The organism is Photobacterium sp. ABD4_091, assembly GCF_056160145.1.
In genome coordinates this window covers 163,253-181,244 of the sequence record NZ_JBSWWQ010000004.1, presented here as the reverse complement: position 1 = coordinate 181,244, position 17,992 = coordinate 163,253, and the positions used below count along the sequence as shown (strand labels likewise).

9 protein-coding genes are annotated in these 17,992 nt (G+C 46.5%); all 9 read right to left on the bottom strand.

Features of this window, described 5'->3' with window-relative positions; all coding sequences use genetic code 11:
- Positions 1-98: 98 nt before the first annotated feature.
- Entirely contained in the window at positions 99-2,171 is a 2,073-nt protein-coding gene (locus ACXAGQ_RS25150; RefSeq protein ID WP_475257645.1) for a DUF3466 family protein, read from the bottom strand.
- On the bottom strand, positions 2,171-4,093 hold the full coding sequence (gene uup, locus ACXAGQ_RS25145) for an ATP-binding cassette ATPase Uup (protein WP_475257643.1): 1,923 nt from the start codon (positions 4,091-4,093) through the stop codon (positions 2,171-2,173). The genes ACXAGQ_RS25150 and uup overlap by 1 nt, the downstream gene beginning before the upstream one ends.
- On the bottom strand, positions 4,080-4,337 hold the full coding sequence (locus ACXAGQ_RS25140; RefSeq protein ID WP_475257641.1) for a glutaredoxin family protein: 258 nt from the start codon (positions 4,335-4,337) through the stop codon (positions 4,080-4,082). Before ACXAGQ_RS25140 ends, uup begins: the two co-directional genes overlap by 14 nt.
- Positions 4,338-6,476, bottom strand: a complete 2,139-nt coding sequence (gene rlmKL / locus ACXAGQ_RS25135) for a bifunctional 23S rRNA (guanine(2069)-N(7))-methyltransferase RlmK/23S rRNA (guanine(2445)-N(2))-methyltransferase RlmL (RefSeq protein ID WP_475257640.1) — start codon at positions 6,474-6,476, stop codon at positions 4,338-4,340. It abuts the gene before it with no gap.
- Between the two features lie 1,125 nt (positions 6,477-7,601).
- Positions 7,602-8,147 (bottom strand): cell division protein ZapC, encoded by a 546-nt coding sequence (locus tag ACXAGQ_RS25130; RefSeq protein ID WP_475257639.1) that lies wholly within the window; start codon positions 8,145-8,147, stop codon positions 7,602-7,604.
- A gap of 254 nt (positions 8,148-8,401) precedes the next feature.
- A complete protein-coding gene (gene pyrD / locus ACXAGQ_RS25125) occupies positions 8,402-9,412 on the bottom strand; it encodes a quinone-dependent dihydroorotate dehydrogenase (protein WP_475257637.1) in 1,011 nt (336 codons plus the stop codon).
- Between the two features lie 293 nt (positions 9,413-9,705).
- The gene (locus ACXAGQ_RS25120) at positions 9,706-14,535 is read right to left on the bottom strand and encodes an NAD-glutamate dehydrogenase (protein WP_475257635.1); all 4,830 of its coding nucleotides are present in this window, start codon (positions 14,533-14,535) and stop codon (positions 9,706-9,708) included.
- Between the two features lie 420 nt (positions 14,536-14,955).
- The gene (locus ACXAGQ_RS25115) at positions 14,956-15,177 is read right to left on the bottom strand and encodes a DUF2835 domain-containing protein (protein WP_475257633.1); all 222 of its coding nucleotides are present in this window, start codon (positions 15,175-15,177) and stop codon (positions 14,956-14,958) included.
- 95 nt (positions 15,178-15,272) lie between these two features.
- Complete coding sequence (pepN, locus tag ACXAGQ_RS25110; protein WP_475257631.1) at positions 15,273-17,894, bottom strand: aminopeptidase N; 2,622 nt, start codon at positions 17,892-17,894, stop codon at positions 15,273-15,275.
- Positions 17,895-17,992: the final 98 nt, after the last annotated feature.

Here is a 17,992-nt window from a genome sequence, read left to right as displayed (position 1 = left end):
TTAAGAATTAGCTAAACAGAAGCGGAGATCAACTCCCAAAACAAAACAGGCTCACAAATTGTGAGCCTGAGTGTAATTTGACCAATTTTGACAAAAAATTACTTTCTTCGACGGAACCCTAGGAAACCAAGGAAAGCCATCACTAGCATACCTAGTGATGCACCGCTTCGCTTAATAGTAGACTCTGACTCTGGGCGAGTCTGAACAGTTGGTTCATCTGCCGCAGAAATTGGGATCAGCTTAACTGCCACTGTCCGTTCTACGCCAGGTTCCCCACCTTGACAGAAAGAGTCTGTTGTCAGATCGTCATAGCCACCTTCACATTTGAAAGCCGTCGCAGAGATAACGCCAGCATCATTGATACCCGTCGCATTGAAGATACGGTATGCATTCGCAACGTTATCACCTTTGATAGTTCCATCATTAGTCAGGTCATCAAGGAAATATACATCGCCTTTGTTCAACGCAACCGAGCCTTCAATCTCACTCATTGCATAAGTGAAAGCACGCTGGCGACGGAAACGCCCATCTACCTGGTTTACTGACTCACTATCTAGGCGGCCAACAATCTGGTTATGATTGTTAATCGCTTCAGGATATCCATTTGCCCCACTGAAGAAAATCTTTGAAGTCTCGCTTAAAGTATCAAGGAAAACCGGTGAACCTGGCTTTGCAGCATTATCATAGTAAAAGATACGTTCTGCGTATGAACGGTTATCAGCATTCCAGTTTTTCGAGAAACCCACTACTTTATTGTTAGCATTGACATCTGTCGCTATCGTAAAACTATAGAGCCTATCACCACCATTCTCTAACGGTAGCCCCGGAATTACGGTTCGAGTAAAGTTCTCAGCGTTAGCTTCACTTCCTGCAGGCAGCTCCCAAATCGCCGCTTGCATAGCATAGTAGTCACCGTCGTAGTTCTGAGTAGTGTAACCCACCACGACTGGCTGGCCATTAACCAGCTCAACGGCACGGGCAGCAGCCTGGAAAGAACGGTCTTTGTTGTCTGGGTCTAGTGTAGCTAGGTCATTCTTGGTGAGCAGCTGGGCGTCAACACTACCCGAAGTGGTATCATCTACTGTCCAGAATACACCGTCATTGGCAAATACAGACAACTGACACTCTTTGGTACCGTAGAAGCTATCTAACCCTTCACTGAACCGTTCAGGGCAGGCTCGGAAGTTAGACTCATTAAAGGTTGGATCATTTCGCTCGCTGCGGTTATTCGGTACCTTGTTATCACTGTCATTGAAATCACTTCGCGCGTAAGACGCACTACCGACTACAAGTAGGTTGCCATCATATTCAACCGCATCCCAGGCCAACGTTTGGCCGGCGGTTGTAGTCAGCGAGTCTGAGCCTGCTGGCGCAAGGCCCACTTTCGCGTCACCCAAGTTAACAAAGCCACGCTTGTTGAACTGACGAGCATAACGGGTTGAGTCGTTGGTATCAGTTCCCTTGAAGAAGGCACCTGAAGTTACACCAAGCACAAATTCAGAGCCAGCTTCGGTTGTGCCCTGGGCGTTAATCACGCTGTTTGTTGTCTTGCGATCAGTAACAAACTCACCCAATGCCCCTTGAACCGTAGGATCGTATCCATCAGCAGCATCGGCGAATGTTTCAACCTCTGTCAGAGATGATGCGCCATTTAGTGCTGTCGCATTCGAGTAGAAGTTAATGCCCCACGCTTCCTGCTCGCGGATCAAACCACCGAAACCACTGCGGTCTGAAATGTCATTGGTGTTGTAACCTTTACCATAGAACTGAGTACGCGCCCATTCACGGCACGTATTCGGACCTAGGTTACGGTCACAGTAACTATAAAGGCGGTCTTCATCGTTGATACGCTGCAAGTTATCAAGGATAAACGGCACTTCATCGCGGTAGTTGATCCCATCGGCACCAAAACGGCTTTCGCCGAAGACCGAATAGTTACCCTCGTTACAGTTGCCGTTAAAACAGTTATCGCCATCAGCAGAAGCAGTAATACCCTGACCGTAAAATTCTACTTTCTGATTAATCTGGGACTCTAAGTTACTGTAATAACGTTGAGTCGTGATATCAGAGTTATCCGTCACTTCAACCACACGGTAAACAGCGGCATTGGCGCCTGTTGCACCGGCCACCAATACGGCCAGTGCAGACAGTTTTAAAGTCTTATGTTGCATTAAGCTTCCTTCTGCATTGCTTCAAGCTCTTCCCAACGTTCAAATGCCTGCTCAAACTCCGCTTCTACTTCCGCTAGGCGGTTCAGCGTGGCTTGAGTGTCATTTTTCACATCCTGGAAGAAAGCAGGATCGTTAATTAACTCCTGCAATTGCGCAATTTCGTTTTCCAGTTCTTCAATTCGTAACGGCAGGTCTTCCAGTTCCTTTTGCAACTTGTAAGAGAGCTTCTTACCAGCTTTAGGACGGGCAGCCTGACGCTGCTTGTTCTCTTCTTTCTTTTTGGCTGCTTCAATTTGAGCAGCCTGCTCTTTCGCTATTTGACTTAGCGAATTAGCACGTTGTTCCTGAGCATCGTGGTAGCCGCCAACGTATTCGTCAATGACACCGTTTCCTTCGAAAATCCAGCTTGTTGTCACAGTATTATCAACAAACTGACGGTCGTGGCTTACCAACAACAAAGTACCCTGATAGTTGGCAAGAATTTCTTCCAAAAGTTCCAATGTTTCGATATCTAAATCGTTAGTTGGTTCATCAAGCACCAATAAATTATTAGGCTTTAGGAAAAGTTTCGCCAACAACAAGCGGTTTTTCTCACCACCCGATAGTGCTTTCACCGGTGTACGGGCGCGGCGTGGATGGAATAGGAAGTCCTGAAGGTACCCTAATGCATGGCGGGTACGCCCGTTGACTGTCACTTCCTGCTTGCCGTCGGCAAGGTTGTCCATTACCGTCTTTTCTGGATCCAATACTTCACGGTACTGATCGAAATACGCGACTTCAATTTTGGTACCACAGTGGAAGTGACCCTGTGACTTCAAATCACCCAGCATGATCTTAAGCAGTGTACTCTTGCCGCAACCATTCGGGCCGATAAGCGCAATACGATCACCACGCATCACATTGAAGCTGAAGTCTTTAATGATCGGCTTATCACCGTAGCTGTAGCTGATATGCTCTGCTTCAAACACAATCTTGCCCGAGCGCTGGGCTTCCTGCAGCTGCATATCGGCTTTGCCGACCACTTCACGGCGCTCGCTACGCTCCCGACGCAGTTGCTTCAATGCTCTAACACGGCCTTCATTACGAGTACGGCGGGCTTTGATGCCCTGACGGATCCATACTTCTTCCTGAGCCAACTTTTTGTCGAATTCGGCATTTTGCTCGGCTTCAACACGCAGCATCTCTTCTTTTTCTTCAAGGTATTTGTCGTAGTCACCAGGGAAAGATGCCAACTGGCCACGGTCTAGGTCAACGATACGGGTTGCCATAGAACGGATAAATGCCCGGTCGTGAGAAATGAAGATAATGGCACCACGGTATTCTTTCAGGAAGCCCTCAAGCCATTCGATGGTTGACACGTCAAGGTGGTTAGTTGGCTCATCAAGAAGCAAAATATCAGGATCGCACACCAATGCACGGGCCAATGCTGCCTTTCGTTGCCACCCACCAGACAAATCTTTTAGCAAGGTTTGTGGCTGTAGCTGCAGGTGCTCAAGCACTGAAGAAATCTTGTTATCGAACTGCCATGCGTCCGCGTGATCAATTTTCTCTTGGGCACGGTTTAGTTTAGAGAAGTTAGACTCGGAAGGATCATGGGTGATCAAGTCCAGCAGGCGATGGTATTCCTTCAATACCTGGCCGATTTCAGCCAAGCCTTCTGAAACATAATCAAATACCGTCCCTTCTGCATCACGCGGTGGATCCTGCTCCAAGCGTGAAACACGCAATTCTGATTCACGCTGAATGCTGCCATCATCAAGCAGCACATCACCGGCAATCACTTTCATTAAAGTAGATTTACCCGCGCCGTTACGACCTACCAAACAAACGCGCTCATTTGGCTGTAGAAGAAACTCTGCTTTATCTAGCAGTGCATGATCACCGTACGCCAACTGGGCGTTACTGATATTAATTAATGCCATTGTTGTTTAACCATTGTGCCAACTCGTCGGCATCAAAAGGCCAACCGAGCTCAGGGCTGTTTGAATCTGAATCTGGACTAAGAATAGAAAGCACAGGAATTGTGACGCCGTAACGAGAAAAGAGCGCGTCATCAAAGGCAATATCTACCACCTGAACGCGCTCTTCTACACCGGCTTGAACGAGCAGGCTGTAAGCCTGCTCGCAAAGATGACACCCTTCTGTGCTATGCAGAGTAATTAGCACTTAACCTTCCTTGTGGGTAATGATCCAGCAGTTATGAATTTGTTTGTTGCGACCAAAGTCCATTGGCAACGTTTTATCAGAAATGTTCTTCGCTTGTAAGCCAAGTACTTCAAGTTTCTCGAAGTCCATCTTGAAATGGCGCTTATTATTCGAGAAAACAATTTCGCCATTCGGGCGAAGCATACGTTTGAGGTTTTCAAGCAGCATGATGTGGTCACGCTGAACGTCAAAACTCTGCTTCATACGCTTCGAATTAGAGAACGTTGGTGGATCAATAAAGATAAGATCAAATTCACCATCGGCCTCTTGCAGCCACTGCAAGCAATCAGCTTGGACAAACTGGTGCTGACGGCCAACCTGGCCATTCAGTTCCATGTTCTCCTGCGCCCAGCGCAGATAGGTGTTAGACATATCGACAGTTGTCGTTGACTTAGCACCACCACAGGCCGCATGACATGTTGCCGAACCCGTATAAGCAAACAGGTTAAGGAAGTCTTTACCAGCAGCCATCTTACCTAGCTGGCGACGGGTGATTTTATGATCCAAGAACAAGCCGGTATCCAGGTAATCGTACAGGTTGACTTTAAGATCAACACCATACTCATTCACGACCATATGGCGCTCTGCGCTTGATAGCTTCTGGTATTGGCTCTTACCCTTCTGGCGCTCACGCACTTTTAGGATAACCTTATTGTTCTCAACACCTGTAACCTGAATCGTCGCTCGCATGATATCCATCAAACGTCGGCGGGCTGTCTCTTCCGGCACTGTCTTAGGTGCTGCGTATTCCTGAATAATCAAGAAATCCTTGTATTTGTCGATTGCTGCGTTGTAGTTAGGCAAATCAGCATCATACAAACGGTAGCACTCAAGGCCTTCTTTCTTCGCCCACTTGCCAAGTTTGGCAATGTTTTTCTTCAAGCGGTTAGCAAAATCAGGCGCCACTTCGGCTTCTTCGATGCGGCCTTCAGCTTCACCTTCAACATGCTTAACACCACCAGCAGTGATCAGGTATGTTTTAAGCACACAATCCAACGCACCGTTACGCAGTTTGAACTGCTTGTCCGCACGCATACGCAAGCAGCTTAGCAATTCATTTGAAGACGAATAGATAGACGCTGTTGAACCGGCAAACGCAAGCTTCAAACGGTTACCTAGATCACTATATAGAGAAATCAGCTCAGGCGTGGTGCCCAAACGCTCACCGTAAGGAGGGTTACACAGGATCACACCTTCAGAGAAACCTTCAGGGCACGTTAGCTGAGTCGCATCACCGTATTCGAAGTCAATCAGGTCTTTAACACCGGCACGGCCAGCATTGTCTCGGGCGATACTCAGTACGCGGCGATCCATTTCACGGCCAAAGAATTTAGTCGTTACATTACCTGGGCCACGGCGTGCTTTTACTTTTGCTTCCGCATGAATTTCTAGCCAGCCTTCACGGTCAAAATCTTTGATCGCTTCGAAACCCCAGCGCTTGCGTTTGATACCCGGTGCAATATTGGCAGCAATCAGAGCCGCTTCAATCAGCAAGGTGCCTGAGCCACACATCGGATCCAACAGAGGCTTTTCAGGGGTCCAGCCAGATTTCATCACCAATGCTGCAGCATGGGTCTCACGAAGCGGTGCTTTACCCGCTTCGCTACGGTAACCGCGCTGATGCAAGCCACTACCCGCCATATCAAGGCCCAGCACACCTTTCTCACCAGATAGGCGCATATGGATGCGAAGCTCTGGACGTTCACGGTCGATGCTAGGACGACGCAAATCGGCCTTAGTGAAGCGGTCAACAATGGCGTCTTTAACTTTCATTGCACCGTATTGGCTATTGCGGATTTCGCGGTTAGTACCGTTGAAATCAACAATAATACGAGTATCACTGCCGAAGTAATTCGGCCAGTTAATTGCCGCAGCCCCCAAATACAGATCCATATCGTCACGGACATTGAATTCGCTCAGTACCTGAATGATACGAGATGCAATACGTGTCCAAAGACAGCATCGGTAGGCTGTTGCTTGCTCGGCCTTGAAACGCACGCCGGCATGGACAACCTGAACGCTGTCTGCGCCAAGTTGCTTAAGTTCTTCTGCAAGGAGGTTCTCAAGACCTCGTGAAGTGATAGCTAGATATTGATTCATGGAGTTCTTTTCACACTTATGTTGCGGTGAATTATAACTGAAAACCCAGTAAATACCTTGTCATAAAAGGTTCTAACCAAGCTATTTAGCTAAAAAAACAGCAGTCAAATGCCACTAATGCCAGATTACTTACTTTGCTCACTACCTTCACCCGTAATCTCACCCGACATCGATCACACGACAACGATGAAATTTTAGTGTTTCCATTGGTAAACAATACAGGAAAATTGATTGTGCACTATTGTAAACAAACGATCACTTTGAGTGTACCCACAGAACAAGACAATGCACAAAACCATTATCCACCACAGGAAACACGACGCAATTAAAACTATAAATCAGATACTTATATGCAGCCCCAAATGTAGAAACAAGAGAATTCAGTAGGTGCTTGCTAACTTGCTAGCCGAGTATTTACCTCTAGCAGAACAAAGGCAACACCAGCCACCCCTTATAATTTCCCACCGGGAATTAATGACCGTAGGGACATAATCCAACCAGCCATATAATTATTCGCTCATGTAACTTAGTTACACAAAAAGGGAAAACAGGGAAATAATGCATTATTTATTGTGTTTTCTGGTACAAAATTATGGTGTTTTTTTATGCATAACCCGCAAAATGAGGCAGAAAAAAAATCATAAAAAGATAAAATAATTAGAAGTACATCACTCAAAATGTTGCTTTATTAAACAAGGAAATTAAGAAGCCCCTTGTACAGACCTGTGAACCACATCACTATCCCTAGCGATCTCGCACCCTTTATTTGATGACTTGGGCTATCCATTTCCGCCAACCAACACGAAACTCTCCCGCTACGCTCGGTATAGAGCGCCAGGTAACGAACAAGAAATGATTTCAGACTAAGCAATAAGCCCCGCTTCAGTTTCAATGGTGCTGCTAATCAGAACGAGGATTGGGGTATGGGGTATGAGGTATGAGGTATGAGGTTTGGATTTACTATCTGAATGAACTAGCTTGAAAGCTACTAGGAACGGGACAATAAGGAATAGGCAGAAAGTAAGCTGGCAAGCGCCAGTACCCTTTTAACCGGTTCTACTGAAGCAGTTAAGCGGATAATAAGAAGAGAAAAGTCAGGTTGTTTTGAGGTATAGAGCTGTCGGCCTAACCAACCAAAGCTAGCGTGATAGGTGCTTCTGCAGCCCTCTCATAAGCTGCCATGCGATCGTTCATGACCTTGATGGTTTCGCAGAATGACATCTCTTTAGCGGCATTGAGAGGCAATGAGGTGGTATCAGCCATCATACAAAGGCTTGCTGAGCCACTGTTCTCGATAATCAGGAACTGGCCTTCACCAAGGTCGGTGTTTAGTGTGACAATGTCACCTAGCTGAGGAGAATGTGCATTAGCTTGCTGGTTGAAAAACCAACTTTTCGGCATAAGAGGCTTATGAAAGCGGCTTGCAGCTACAGCATTGAGTGCAAGCTCTGCTTTTCTTGGTGCAGAAAGCTCAAGAAGGGACATCCCTTCTAGGAAAGATTGATAAGCAGACGCATCGTCAACCGTAAACGTCGAACGAGCAAAAGCGCAAGGAATTAAGTTTTTGGTAGGAACTGCAACGCGGAAAACCATGTCGTCCCCAAGGTCCAACATGAGAGCATCGTACTTCTGGTCGTAATACCACATCCATGAATTATTGGGTTTCAACATAAGTACCGCTCCATATCCGTAGTCCGTTACAAAGCTTATCCACTACAACAAACAAAACTTTAGAGCAAATTCTACTGCCCTATCCGCAAATAAAAAGAGGAAGGAATGTGGGATATTTACGATACAAAATATGAAATTTTGACAAAATTGCTATTGATAAGGTGTTCGTCATGAAATCGACATAAAAAAAGTGCCTGCAAAATTGCTCTTGCAGGCACTCAGTATCATATGTTGGTTTTAGTTACTTCACTTGTTTAGATATTAGTGACAATATCTTTAACCAATTTAGGGCCGTGGTAGATAAAACCAGAGTAAATCTGTACCAGGCTTGCACCAGCAGCCATCTTCTCACGAGCAGATACGGCTGAATCGATACCGCCTACACCGATAATTGGCAATGCACCATTTAATTCTTCCGCCAGCATACGAATGACTTCGGTACTGCGGTTCTGTAGTGGACGACCGCTTAGGCCACCTGCCTCATCGCAATGCGGCATGTCTTTTACCAGAGAGCGATCAAGTGTGGTGTTAGTAGCAATAACACCATCGATGTTATTTTTGATCAACGACTCAGCGATCTGCTTGATCTCATGATCTTCTAGATCCGGCGCGATCTTTAACGTTAGAGGTACATACTTGCCGTGTTTTTCAGCCAGTTCTTTCTGCTTCTCTTTAAGTTGAGCAAGCAGATCGTCTAGCATCTCACCGTACTGAAGTGTACGCAAGCCCGGAGTATTTGGTGAAGAGATATTCACCGTGATGTAGCCCGCATGCTCATATACCTTATCCATGCAGATCAGGTAATCTTCTGCGCCCTTTTCGATCGGCGTATCTTTGTTCTTACCGATGTTGATCCCGATAACGCCATCGTAGTTGGCTTTCTTAACGTTCTCAATCAGGTTATCAACACCCAGGTTATTGAAACCAAACCGGTTAATAATACCTTCAGCAGGAATCACACGGAACAAACGAGGCTTATCATTACCTGGCTGTGGGCGTGGTGTTACTGTTCCAACTTCGACAAAGCCGAAACCCATCGCACCAAATGCTTCAATACATTCGCCGTTTTTGTCTAGGCCAGCAGCTAGGCCAACAGGGTTTTTGAATTTGATACCCATCACTTCAACAGGACGCTCAGGTACATGTTGACGATAGAAAAGATCAAGAGGAGTGCCAGTAAAGCGAGAAAAGTTCTGAATAGCTAGATCGTGCGCTTTTTCTGCATCAAGCTTGAAAATAGCGGATCGAGCGAGGCGGTAAAGCATTGTACCTCCTAATAAAAGCCCCGTATAAACGGGAGGATATTATTCACACTTTGCCGCTATATTTCAATCACTAATTTCAGTTTATCTTGAATAAATCGCACTATCCCCTTCAATCTGCGGTTAGATTGTTGAAATAGTTACTTTTATTTTCAACCACAGAAAGCAAACGTTTATATCGTGTTATTCAACAAAGAAAAAAGCCACCATTTCAACAATGGTGGCTTTTTGGACGGCATTTAATGATATTTACAGCTTTTATAGGTATAAAATTCCCGCAAAGCTTATTTTCATCATTATGCTACTGTTTGGCAGTTTAAATTCAATAGCATAAGCTCTCGAAGTGCGACAGAGAACTTGGCAAATTCATGGGTTGTACCCACTTTGAACTCAGCCAATACCGTATTCCAGCGGTGTATCGCTGATTTATGCTCGTCCATCCAGTTCTCAATCAAGCTTTCAGCATCAGGTGCTTCTAACCCACTGCTGATGACGGCCAGGGTTAATTGACGCTGCTGCCAATCAAGATCTTCACGGAACGAAGCACGTGCCAGTGCCTGCCAATGGTTCTCCACCGGCTGGTTGTGTACCTGTTTGAGGAACCAGTGTAATGACAGGTCAGCACCAACCACAAAGTAAACACGCGAGATAAAGTCGAGATCCTTGTCGGAATCCGTCGCGATTTGAGCAATGTCCATCGCCGAGTACAAGCTGCTTAGACGAGCAATGTTATGAGCGAGATCTTCAGGAATCCCCTGCTTAATCATCGCATCTGCTTGCTCGTTGTGCTCCTGCACCTCTTCCGTGACAAGGTAACGCTCAAGGTTCTCACGTAGCTTGTTCACAATCGGCTGATAGAAGGCAATCAATTGCTCGATACCCAACTTCCTATCGCGGTTACGCAAGATCCAGCGTGTTGCTCGGCGTAGCATTCGGCGGCAACGGTAAAGTACTTCGTACTGCACTTCTGCCGGAATAACGTTATCCAAGGATCGAACTTGATCAAAGTACTGCTCGAAGTTGAAGACTTCACGCCCCACAGAATAGGCCGATGAAATCTCTGCCACTGTCGCCCCAGTCTCTTCTTGCAAGCGGGTAACGAAGTTACAACCCATTTCATTAGACATCTGGTTAGCCAATGAAGTGGCAATCAGCTCTTTACGCAGCGGGTGGTGCTCCATATGGCTGCGGTATTGCTCTTGCAACTCTTTAGGGAAGTAAGCTGGCAATAGTCGCGCGTGGTAAGGATCATCAGCAACTTCTTCGGTGACCAATTCTTCCTTCAATACCATCTTGCCGTAGGCAACTAACACTGCTAACTCAGGACGGGTTAAACCCATTCCAGATTTTTCGCGTTCGGCCAGCGTATCGTCATCTGGTAGGTATTCCAGCGCACGATCCAACTTACCTTCTTTCTCAAGATGGTGGATGAAGCGGATCTGCTCTTTAAGTAACTGAACTTGCTGCTGCTGTGTGACTGAAATCGATTCACTTTGGCAATACGCGTCATCAAGAACAATCTCTCCCACTTCATCTTCCATACGCTCCAGCAACTCATTACGCTGTTTGTATGTCAGATCGCCACTGGCTACCAGTGAGTTAAGCAGGATCTTGATGTTTACTTCGTTATCCGAGCAATCTACACCACCGACGTTATCGATAAAGTCAGTATTGACCAATCCACCCTTCTTCGAGAACTCGACTCGGCCTAGTTGGGTCAAACCTAAGTTGCCCCCCTCACCAACGACTCGGGCGCAAATCTCATTACCGTTGATGCGCAGTGCATCATTAGCACGGTCGCCCACATCAGTATGGGTTTCTGATTCAGACTTGACGTAAGTACCTATACCGCCATTCCACAGAAGATCCACTTCCATTTTCAGGATCAAACGGATCACTTCGTTCGGTGTCAGGCTCTGCTTGCGCGTACCCAGCAGCTTTTGGATCTGCGGGGTCAGTTTGATCGACTTGCTGCGACGGGAGAAAATACCGCCACCTTCTGAAATCAGCTTGACATCATAATCTTCCCAACTTGAACGAGGCAGATTGAACAAGCGCTCGCGCTCTTTCCAACCTGTCGCGGCATCCGGGTTAGGATCCAGGAAGATGTGCATGTGGTTAAAGGCCGCAACCAAACGGATATGCTTAGACAGCAGCATGCCGTTACCAAATACGTCCCCTGCCATGTCACCGATACCGGCACAGGTAAAATCTGTTGTTTGGCAGTCTATGCCTAGCTCGCGGAAATGGCGCTTGACCGATTCCCAGCCACCTTTGGCAGTAATGCCCATTTGCTTGTGGTCATAACCATTTGAACCACCCGATGCAAATGCATCTCCCAGCCAGAAGTTATAATCATCTGATACAGAGTTTGCCAAGTCTGAGAACGTTGCGGTGCCTTTGTCGGCTGCTACAACCAAATATGGGTCATCCTCATCATGGCGGACAACATTGGCTGGTGGATTTAGCTCACCATCAATGATGTTATCAGTGACATCAAGCAAAGCACGGATAAAGCGCTTGTAACAACGCTGACCTTCCGCCCATATTTCTTCACGGGTTGTCAGTTGCGGCTGACGCTTACAAACGAATCCACCTTTTGCCCCTACTGGAACGATCACGGTGTTTTTCACCTGCTGGGCTTTAACCAGGCCAAGGATCTCGGTACGGAAATCTTCCTGGCGATCCGACCAACGCAAGCCACCACGGGCAACTTTACCACCACGCAGGTGAACACCTTCGATATCCGGTGCATAGACGAAAATTTCAAAGAAAGGTACTGGCGCTGGGATCTCTGGGATCTCCGACGGGCGCAACTTAAGTGACAGCCAAGGTTTCGGCTTGCCATTGGTATCTAGCTGATAATAGTTAGTCCGTTGCGTCGCTAGGATCATTTCCATGTAACGACGAATGATCCTGTCATCATCCAAGCTCTCTACATGCTCAAGCTTCTCGTTGAGCTTGGCAATCAACGCCATCTCTGCTGCTTCAGAATGCTTACGGCTTGGGTCAAAGCGTAGCGAGAACAACTCAACCAGCGATCTTGCCAAATCACTATGTCCTGAAAGCGTTTCTTCGATGTAATGCTGACTGAATGGGAAGCCGACCTGGCGCATATAACGAGCAAAACTTCGCAAAATAGTAATTTCGCGACCGGTTAAACCCGCACACAATACCAAGCGGTTGAAGCCATCACTTTCTAGTGCACCATGCCAAATTGCCGAGAAGGCTTCTTGGAAACGATCACGTGCTTCACCCAAGTCGATCCCTGTGCAAGCATTGTGTAGCATGGCAAAGTCAAGGATCCAGTAAACCGTTCCGCTCTTGGTGATCACTTGGTACGGTGATTCCCCAATCACACGAAGACCCAAATTTTCCAGCATCGGCATGACATCAGAAAGGTGGATTGGCTCATCGCGATGGAACAATTTCAGTTTCACAAAACGTGAATCACTGGCCTCTTCCTGTGGGCGATAAAACAACATACCCAGCTTGTTATCTTCACTAAGATTTTCAAGCTGCTCGATATCAGCCACAGCTGAACCTGGTAACATCTGCTCTTTGTAAGAACGCGGGAATGCGCTGCCATAGTTTTTCGCCAGCGATGTACCGTTGCTTTCACCAAAGTTGGCGATAAGCGATGCACTCAAACGATCATCCCATGATGCAGCGGCTTCAACGAGGTTATGTTCGATAGCTTTGATATCCACATCAAAATTGTTATTTTCTACTCGCACGATGTAATGCGTTCTCGCCAGCGGACTTTCTGAGAAGAAGGTGGTGAATTCGACATCCTGCTCTGATGCAAAGTAGTCTTTTAGCACTTCTTGTGTCTTGCGGCGTAGCTCGGTGTTGTAACGTTCTTTGGTGACATACACCATGCAAGAGAAGAAGCGACCGAATGGATCACGGCGAACGAATAGACGCAGCAAATCCCGGTCTTGCATCCGAACCACACCACAACCAACGTCCAGCATCTCTTTTTCGTTGGCCTGGATAAGCTCGTCACGCGGGTACGTTTCAAGTAAGTTATTCAGCGCCTTCCAAGAGTGAGAGCCTGCTGGGTATCGGCTTTCTTCCAAGATCCGCGTCACCTTATTGCTGATCAGCGGGATATTCATGGTCGACTGGTGATAAGCCGTCGATGCGTATAGACCGGTAAAGCGGTGTTCACCGATAACATTACCGTCTTTGTCAAAACGCTTGATACCGATGTAATCGGTGTAAGCCGGACGGTGGATTTTCGACTTGCCATTGCTTTTTGTTAGGATCAGCAAGTCGGGTTTACGGGCTTCAATACGGGCAGACTCGGGAAGCTGTGACAGGCGAAGAGTTCTGACTTTATTAGATTTGCTTAGAAGCCCTAGCCCCGGCTCATCGCAAGGGCGTAATTCGTAATCACCTTCCACAGGTACAAGATCGTACTTGTGATAACCCATGAAAGTAAAATTGTGGTGCGTCACCCAGTCCAAGAAGGCAATGGCTTCTTCACGGTGCTCTTTGTTTACTGGAAGATCGGCTTTTTTAAGATCTTTGACAATCGTCTGCATTTTGGCTTGCATCAACTGCCAATCATTAACTACCAAATCAACATCTTGAAGGACAAGCTCCAGTTCTTCTTTTAATGCATTGAGCTCTTTCTTGTCGTTTAGGCGATCAACCTCAATATGAAAGAGTGTCTGCAAGTCGCCATCGTTACCACATGCCTCTGTAATCGTACCTTCTCCATTGCGTTTGAAGAAATACGGGCCGTTAAGCATCATGTGGCTGGTAATACCCAAGCGGGTTAAGGTCATACGAACAGAATCAACCAAGAATGGACGATCCGGCGTAATGATTTCAACTACGGTATGCGGAGACTGCCAACCATAGCGGCTAAGAGTTGGGTTATAAACACGAACAGAGATTTGGTCTGGCTTATTTTGTACAAGGTGATGCCATAAACTCAGTACAGCACCATAAAGGTCAGATTCATTCCGTTGAAGCAGATCATCATCTGCCAGTTGTCCTAACAATCGCTGAGCAAACACTTCTACTAATGACTGCTGAGGTGTCTCAATCTTATCCTGGATTAAGGTATACACTTTCTCAAGCAGTACCGGCACTATAGGGTCAGGTGCGGTCATAGCAATGCTCCATCGTTATAATATTATCAATCAAGTATAGAGTTTTTATAAAGCATCCAACGGTTGGTTATCAGGGGAACATACCGTCGGAAGACGCTCTCCTGCGTGACTGCTATTGTAGGGTGTTTTGTTGCGGAATAGTTACGTTAATTACTCTAGCTAAGCAGGAAAAAATCGAATATGTGACTGAGGTAGATATTTTGGCTGGCGGGATAATCTGAGGTTGGTGAAATTAGCATCAGGATAGCGCTAGACTAATGGGAATTGGTATAACCAATTATTTTTAAGGTTATTTTTCTTATTTCATAAGATTATTAAATCTAATGTCAAAACTATACGAAATAGGTATTAGCCTCCTTTATTGGTACCATGGTTTACATGCCAACCAAAATCAAATGTTACATTTTCATCATTTCCCGATTACATGATTTGCTCAATGAATTGCAGTTTATTCGCCTCCGAAACCGCCACCCTGAAACGGCCACGGATACCGATTTGAGTGAGGAATGGGCGCAAGCGAGAAGCAGGTAACTGAAGCCGCAAACCGTTATCAGTCATCACAAGGACGTTGCTCGCAGCGCCAGAATAATGTTGGAGGAACTGCTGGTAACTTATGTGCATCGAGAAAGTATAAAATTTCATATCGGTGATCGTTATGTGTGTTTCGTTTAAGGTAGTTAGATTTGGATAAAATAAGGGGCAAGCTAGCTTGCCCCTTTCTCTATGAGATCTTCAGATTAAAGCTCTAACGCTTTCTGCACTTTCTCAAACAAGTCTTTTGCTAGGTTATCTAGCTGAGACAGTTTTTCCAGCTCAGTACGCATTAGTGCCTGACGCTGTTCATCATACTGGCGGTATTTCAAGAACGGTTCAATCAAACGAGAAGCTACTTGCGGGTTGCTAGTGTTCAAGATAGTCAGGATTTCAGTTAAGAACTGGTATCCCGAACCGTCTTTAGCATGGAAACGAACTGGGTTATTAGCACAGAAACTTGCCACCAAACTGCGGGTACGGTTCGGGTTCTTGATATCAAAAGCTGCATGCTTCATGGTTTCACGCACATTGTCGAGTGCATTTGCCGCCGGGTTCTTACCTTGCAGCATAAACCATTTATCCATCACCAAACCATCGTGGGTCCACTTATCGCTGAAGTCTGCCATTTGCTCGGCACGGCAAGCTAGCTCAGCATTGTTCGCCACTGCCATTGCCGCCATAGTATCTGTCATATTGTCAGAAACTTTGTACTGCTTAGCGGCTAGGTTATTACCTTGCTCGGTAAACGCTAGGTAGCCTAGGCAAGTATTGCGAAGAGAACGTTTTGCCATTGCTTCGTGTTCGATAGTGTAAGCTGCTTGCGCTAGCGAATGGTAGATTGCACTGAACTCATCTTCCATTGCTACTGCCAGTGCTTTTTCAAGCTCACCGACAACGGTATTAATTGCATCAACATCGACGGTTTTATACCAACCCGCTACTTCGTTTTCACTTGGCAGCGTTAGCATTTCAGCAATGAAGGCTGGATCCAGTTTTTCATCAAGCAGTACGCCGCGGAAAGCATCAACTACTGCTTCCGGCAACTCAATCGACTCACCCGCCTGACAACGAGCGACATTCTGTTTAATGTATTTTGCCAGTAGGATTTGGCCTGCATCCCAGCGTGCAAACTCATTACGTGCGTGCACCATCAGGAAAATTAGCTCTTCATCTGAATAGCCGTATTCCAAGATAACCGGTGCAGAGAATTCACGCAGCATTGAAATGACTGGCTGCTCTTCGACGCCCTCGAAGATAAATACTTGTTCAGCTTCAGTCACATCCAGCACATTGTGGACCGACTTACCATTACACTGTAACGGAATAACATTGCCTTTGGTGTCATACAACTCGATATCAAACGGAATATGGAGCGGTTGCTTCTCATCCTGCCCCGGTGTTGGTGCCGTGTGCTGCTTAACCGTGACACGGTAACTCTTCTCTTCAGCTAGGTATTCTGTCTCAACCTGCACAACCGGTGTACCAGACTGACTATACCAACCACGGAATTTCTCAAGGCTAATACCGGATGCATCTTCCATTGCCTGAACAAAGTCATCGCAAGTTGCCGCCGTGCCGTCATGACGCTCAAAGTACAGCTTCATACCTGCCTGGAAGTTTTCTTCACCCAGCAAAGTGTGCATCATACGAATAACTTCACTGCCCTTCTCATATACCGTCAAGGTGTAGAAGTTATTCATCTCAATCACTTTTTCAGGACGGATTGGATGAGACATTGGGCCGCGGTCTTCTGAGAACTGAGGGCCACGCATAATACGAACATTGTTAATTCGATTCACTGGGCGAGAGCCCAAATCTGAAGAGAACTCCTGGTCACGGAAAACGGTCAAGCCTTCTTTCAAGCTAAGCTGGAACCAGTCACGGCAAGTCACTCGGTTACCTGTCCAGTTGTGGAAGTACTCGTGGCCGATCACCGCTTCAATTCCTTGGTAGTCGGTATCGGTTGCCGTCTTCGCATTCGCCAGAACAAACTTGGAGTTAAAGACATTCAGCCCCTTATTCTCCATCGCGCCCATGTTGAAGAAATCAACGGCGACGATCATGTAGATATCAAGATCGTACTCTAGGCCGAAACGCTCTTCGTCCCACTTCATCGAGTTAATCAAAGACGTCATTGCATATTCAGCACGATCAAGGTTGCCCTTATCGACAAAAATTTCCAATGCAACATCACGACCGCTGACGGTCGTATATTTATCACGCAAGACATCAAAGTCACCAGCAACCAATGCAAACAGGTAACTTGGTTTCGGGAACGGGTCTTCCCATTGTACCCAGTGGCGACCATTTTCTAGGTCACCGCCATCAATGCGGTTACCGTTACTCAACAGGTATGGGTACAGTTCCTTGTCGGCAATCACTTTGGTGGTAAATCGCGCTAGCACATCCGGGCGATCTAGGTAATAAGTGATCCGGCGGAAGCCTTCTGCTTCACACTGGGTGCAATATGCACCGCCAGATTTGTACAAGCCTTCAAGCAAGGTATTTGCTTCAGGGTTAATTTCCGTTTCAATCAGCATATCGAACGAGGCAGGCAAACCGTTGATAGTGAGCATCCCTTCGCTCTGCGCATAATTGGTCCAGCTCTCGCCATTGATTTCAATGCGAACCAAGGTAAGCGCATCACCATCAAGTTCCAAAGATGTCGCACCTTCCACCTGCTGCTCAACCTTGCTGATTGCCACAACACGGGTAGCGGTATCATGCAGGTCAAATTCGAGGGAGAGATCGGTAATCGTGAATTCTGGTGCTTTATAATCTGAACGGTATTTTGCCGTTGGCTGGATTGTTGGTTGTTCGGCCATGTTTATTCCTTCTCTTTCCGCTATTTATCTTGCGGTATGTGTCCATTATTCTGCGTTAACCCGGTACAGACAAGTTTAATACCCTGTTTTGACGATAT

Bases quoted from the DNA above. Each gene is read 5' to 3' on its own strand.
- ACXAGQ_RS25150 (WP_475257645.1), bottom strand. From the start codon at position 2,171: ATGCAACATAAGACTTTAAAACTGTCTGCACTGGCCGTATTGGTGGCC.
- uup (WP_475257643.1), bottom strand. From the start codon at position 4,093: ATGGCATTAATTAATATCAGTAACGCCCAGTTGGCGTACGGTGATCAT.
- rlmKL (WP_475257640.1), bottom strand. From the start codon at position 6,476: ATGAATCAATATCTAGCTATCACTTCACGAGGTCTTGAGAACCTCCTT.
- ACXAGQ_RS25130 (WP_475257639.1), bottom strand. From the start codon at position 8,147: ATGTTGAAACCCAATAATTCATGGATGTGGTATTACGACCAGAAGTAC.
- ACXAGQ_RS25120 (WP_475257635.1), bottom strand. From the start codon at position 14,535: ATGACCGCACCTGACCCTATAGTGCCGGTACTGCTTGAGAAAGTGTAT.
- pyrD (WP_475257637.1), bottom strand. From the start codon at position 9,412: ATGCTTTACCGCCTCGCTCGATCCGCTATTTTCAAGCTTGATGCAGAA.
- ACXAGQ_RS25115 (WP_475257633.1), bottom strand. From the start codon at position 15,177: ATGAAATTTTATACTTTCTCGATGCACATAAGTTACCAGCAGTTCCTC.
- pepN (WP_475257631.1), bottom strand. From the start codon at position 17,894: ATGGCCGAACAACCAACAATCCAGCCAACGGCAAAATACCGTTCAGAT.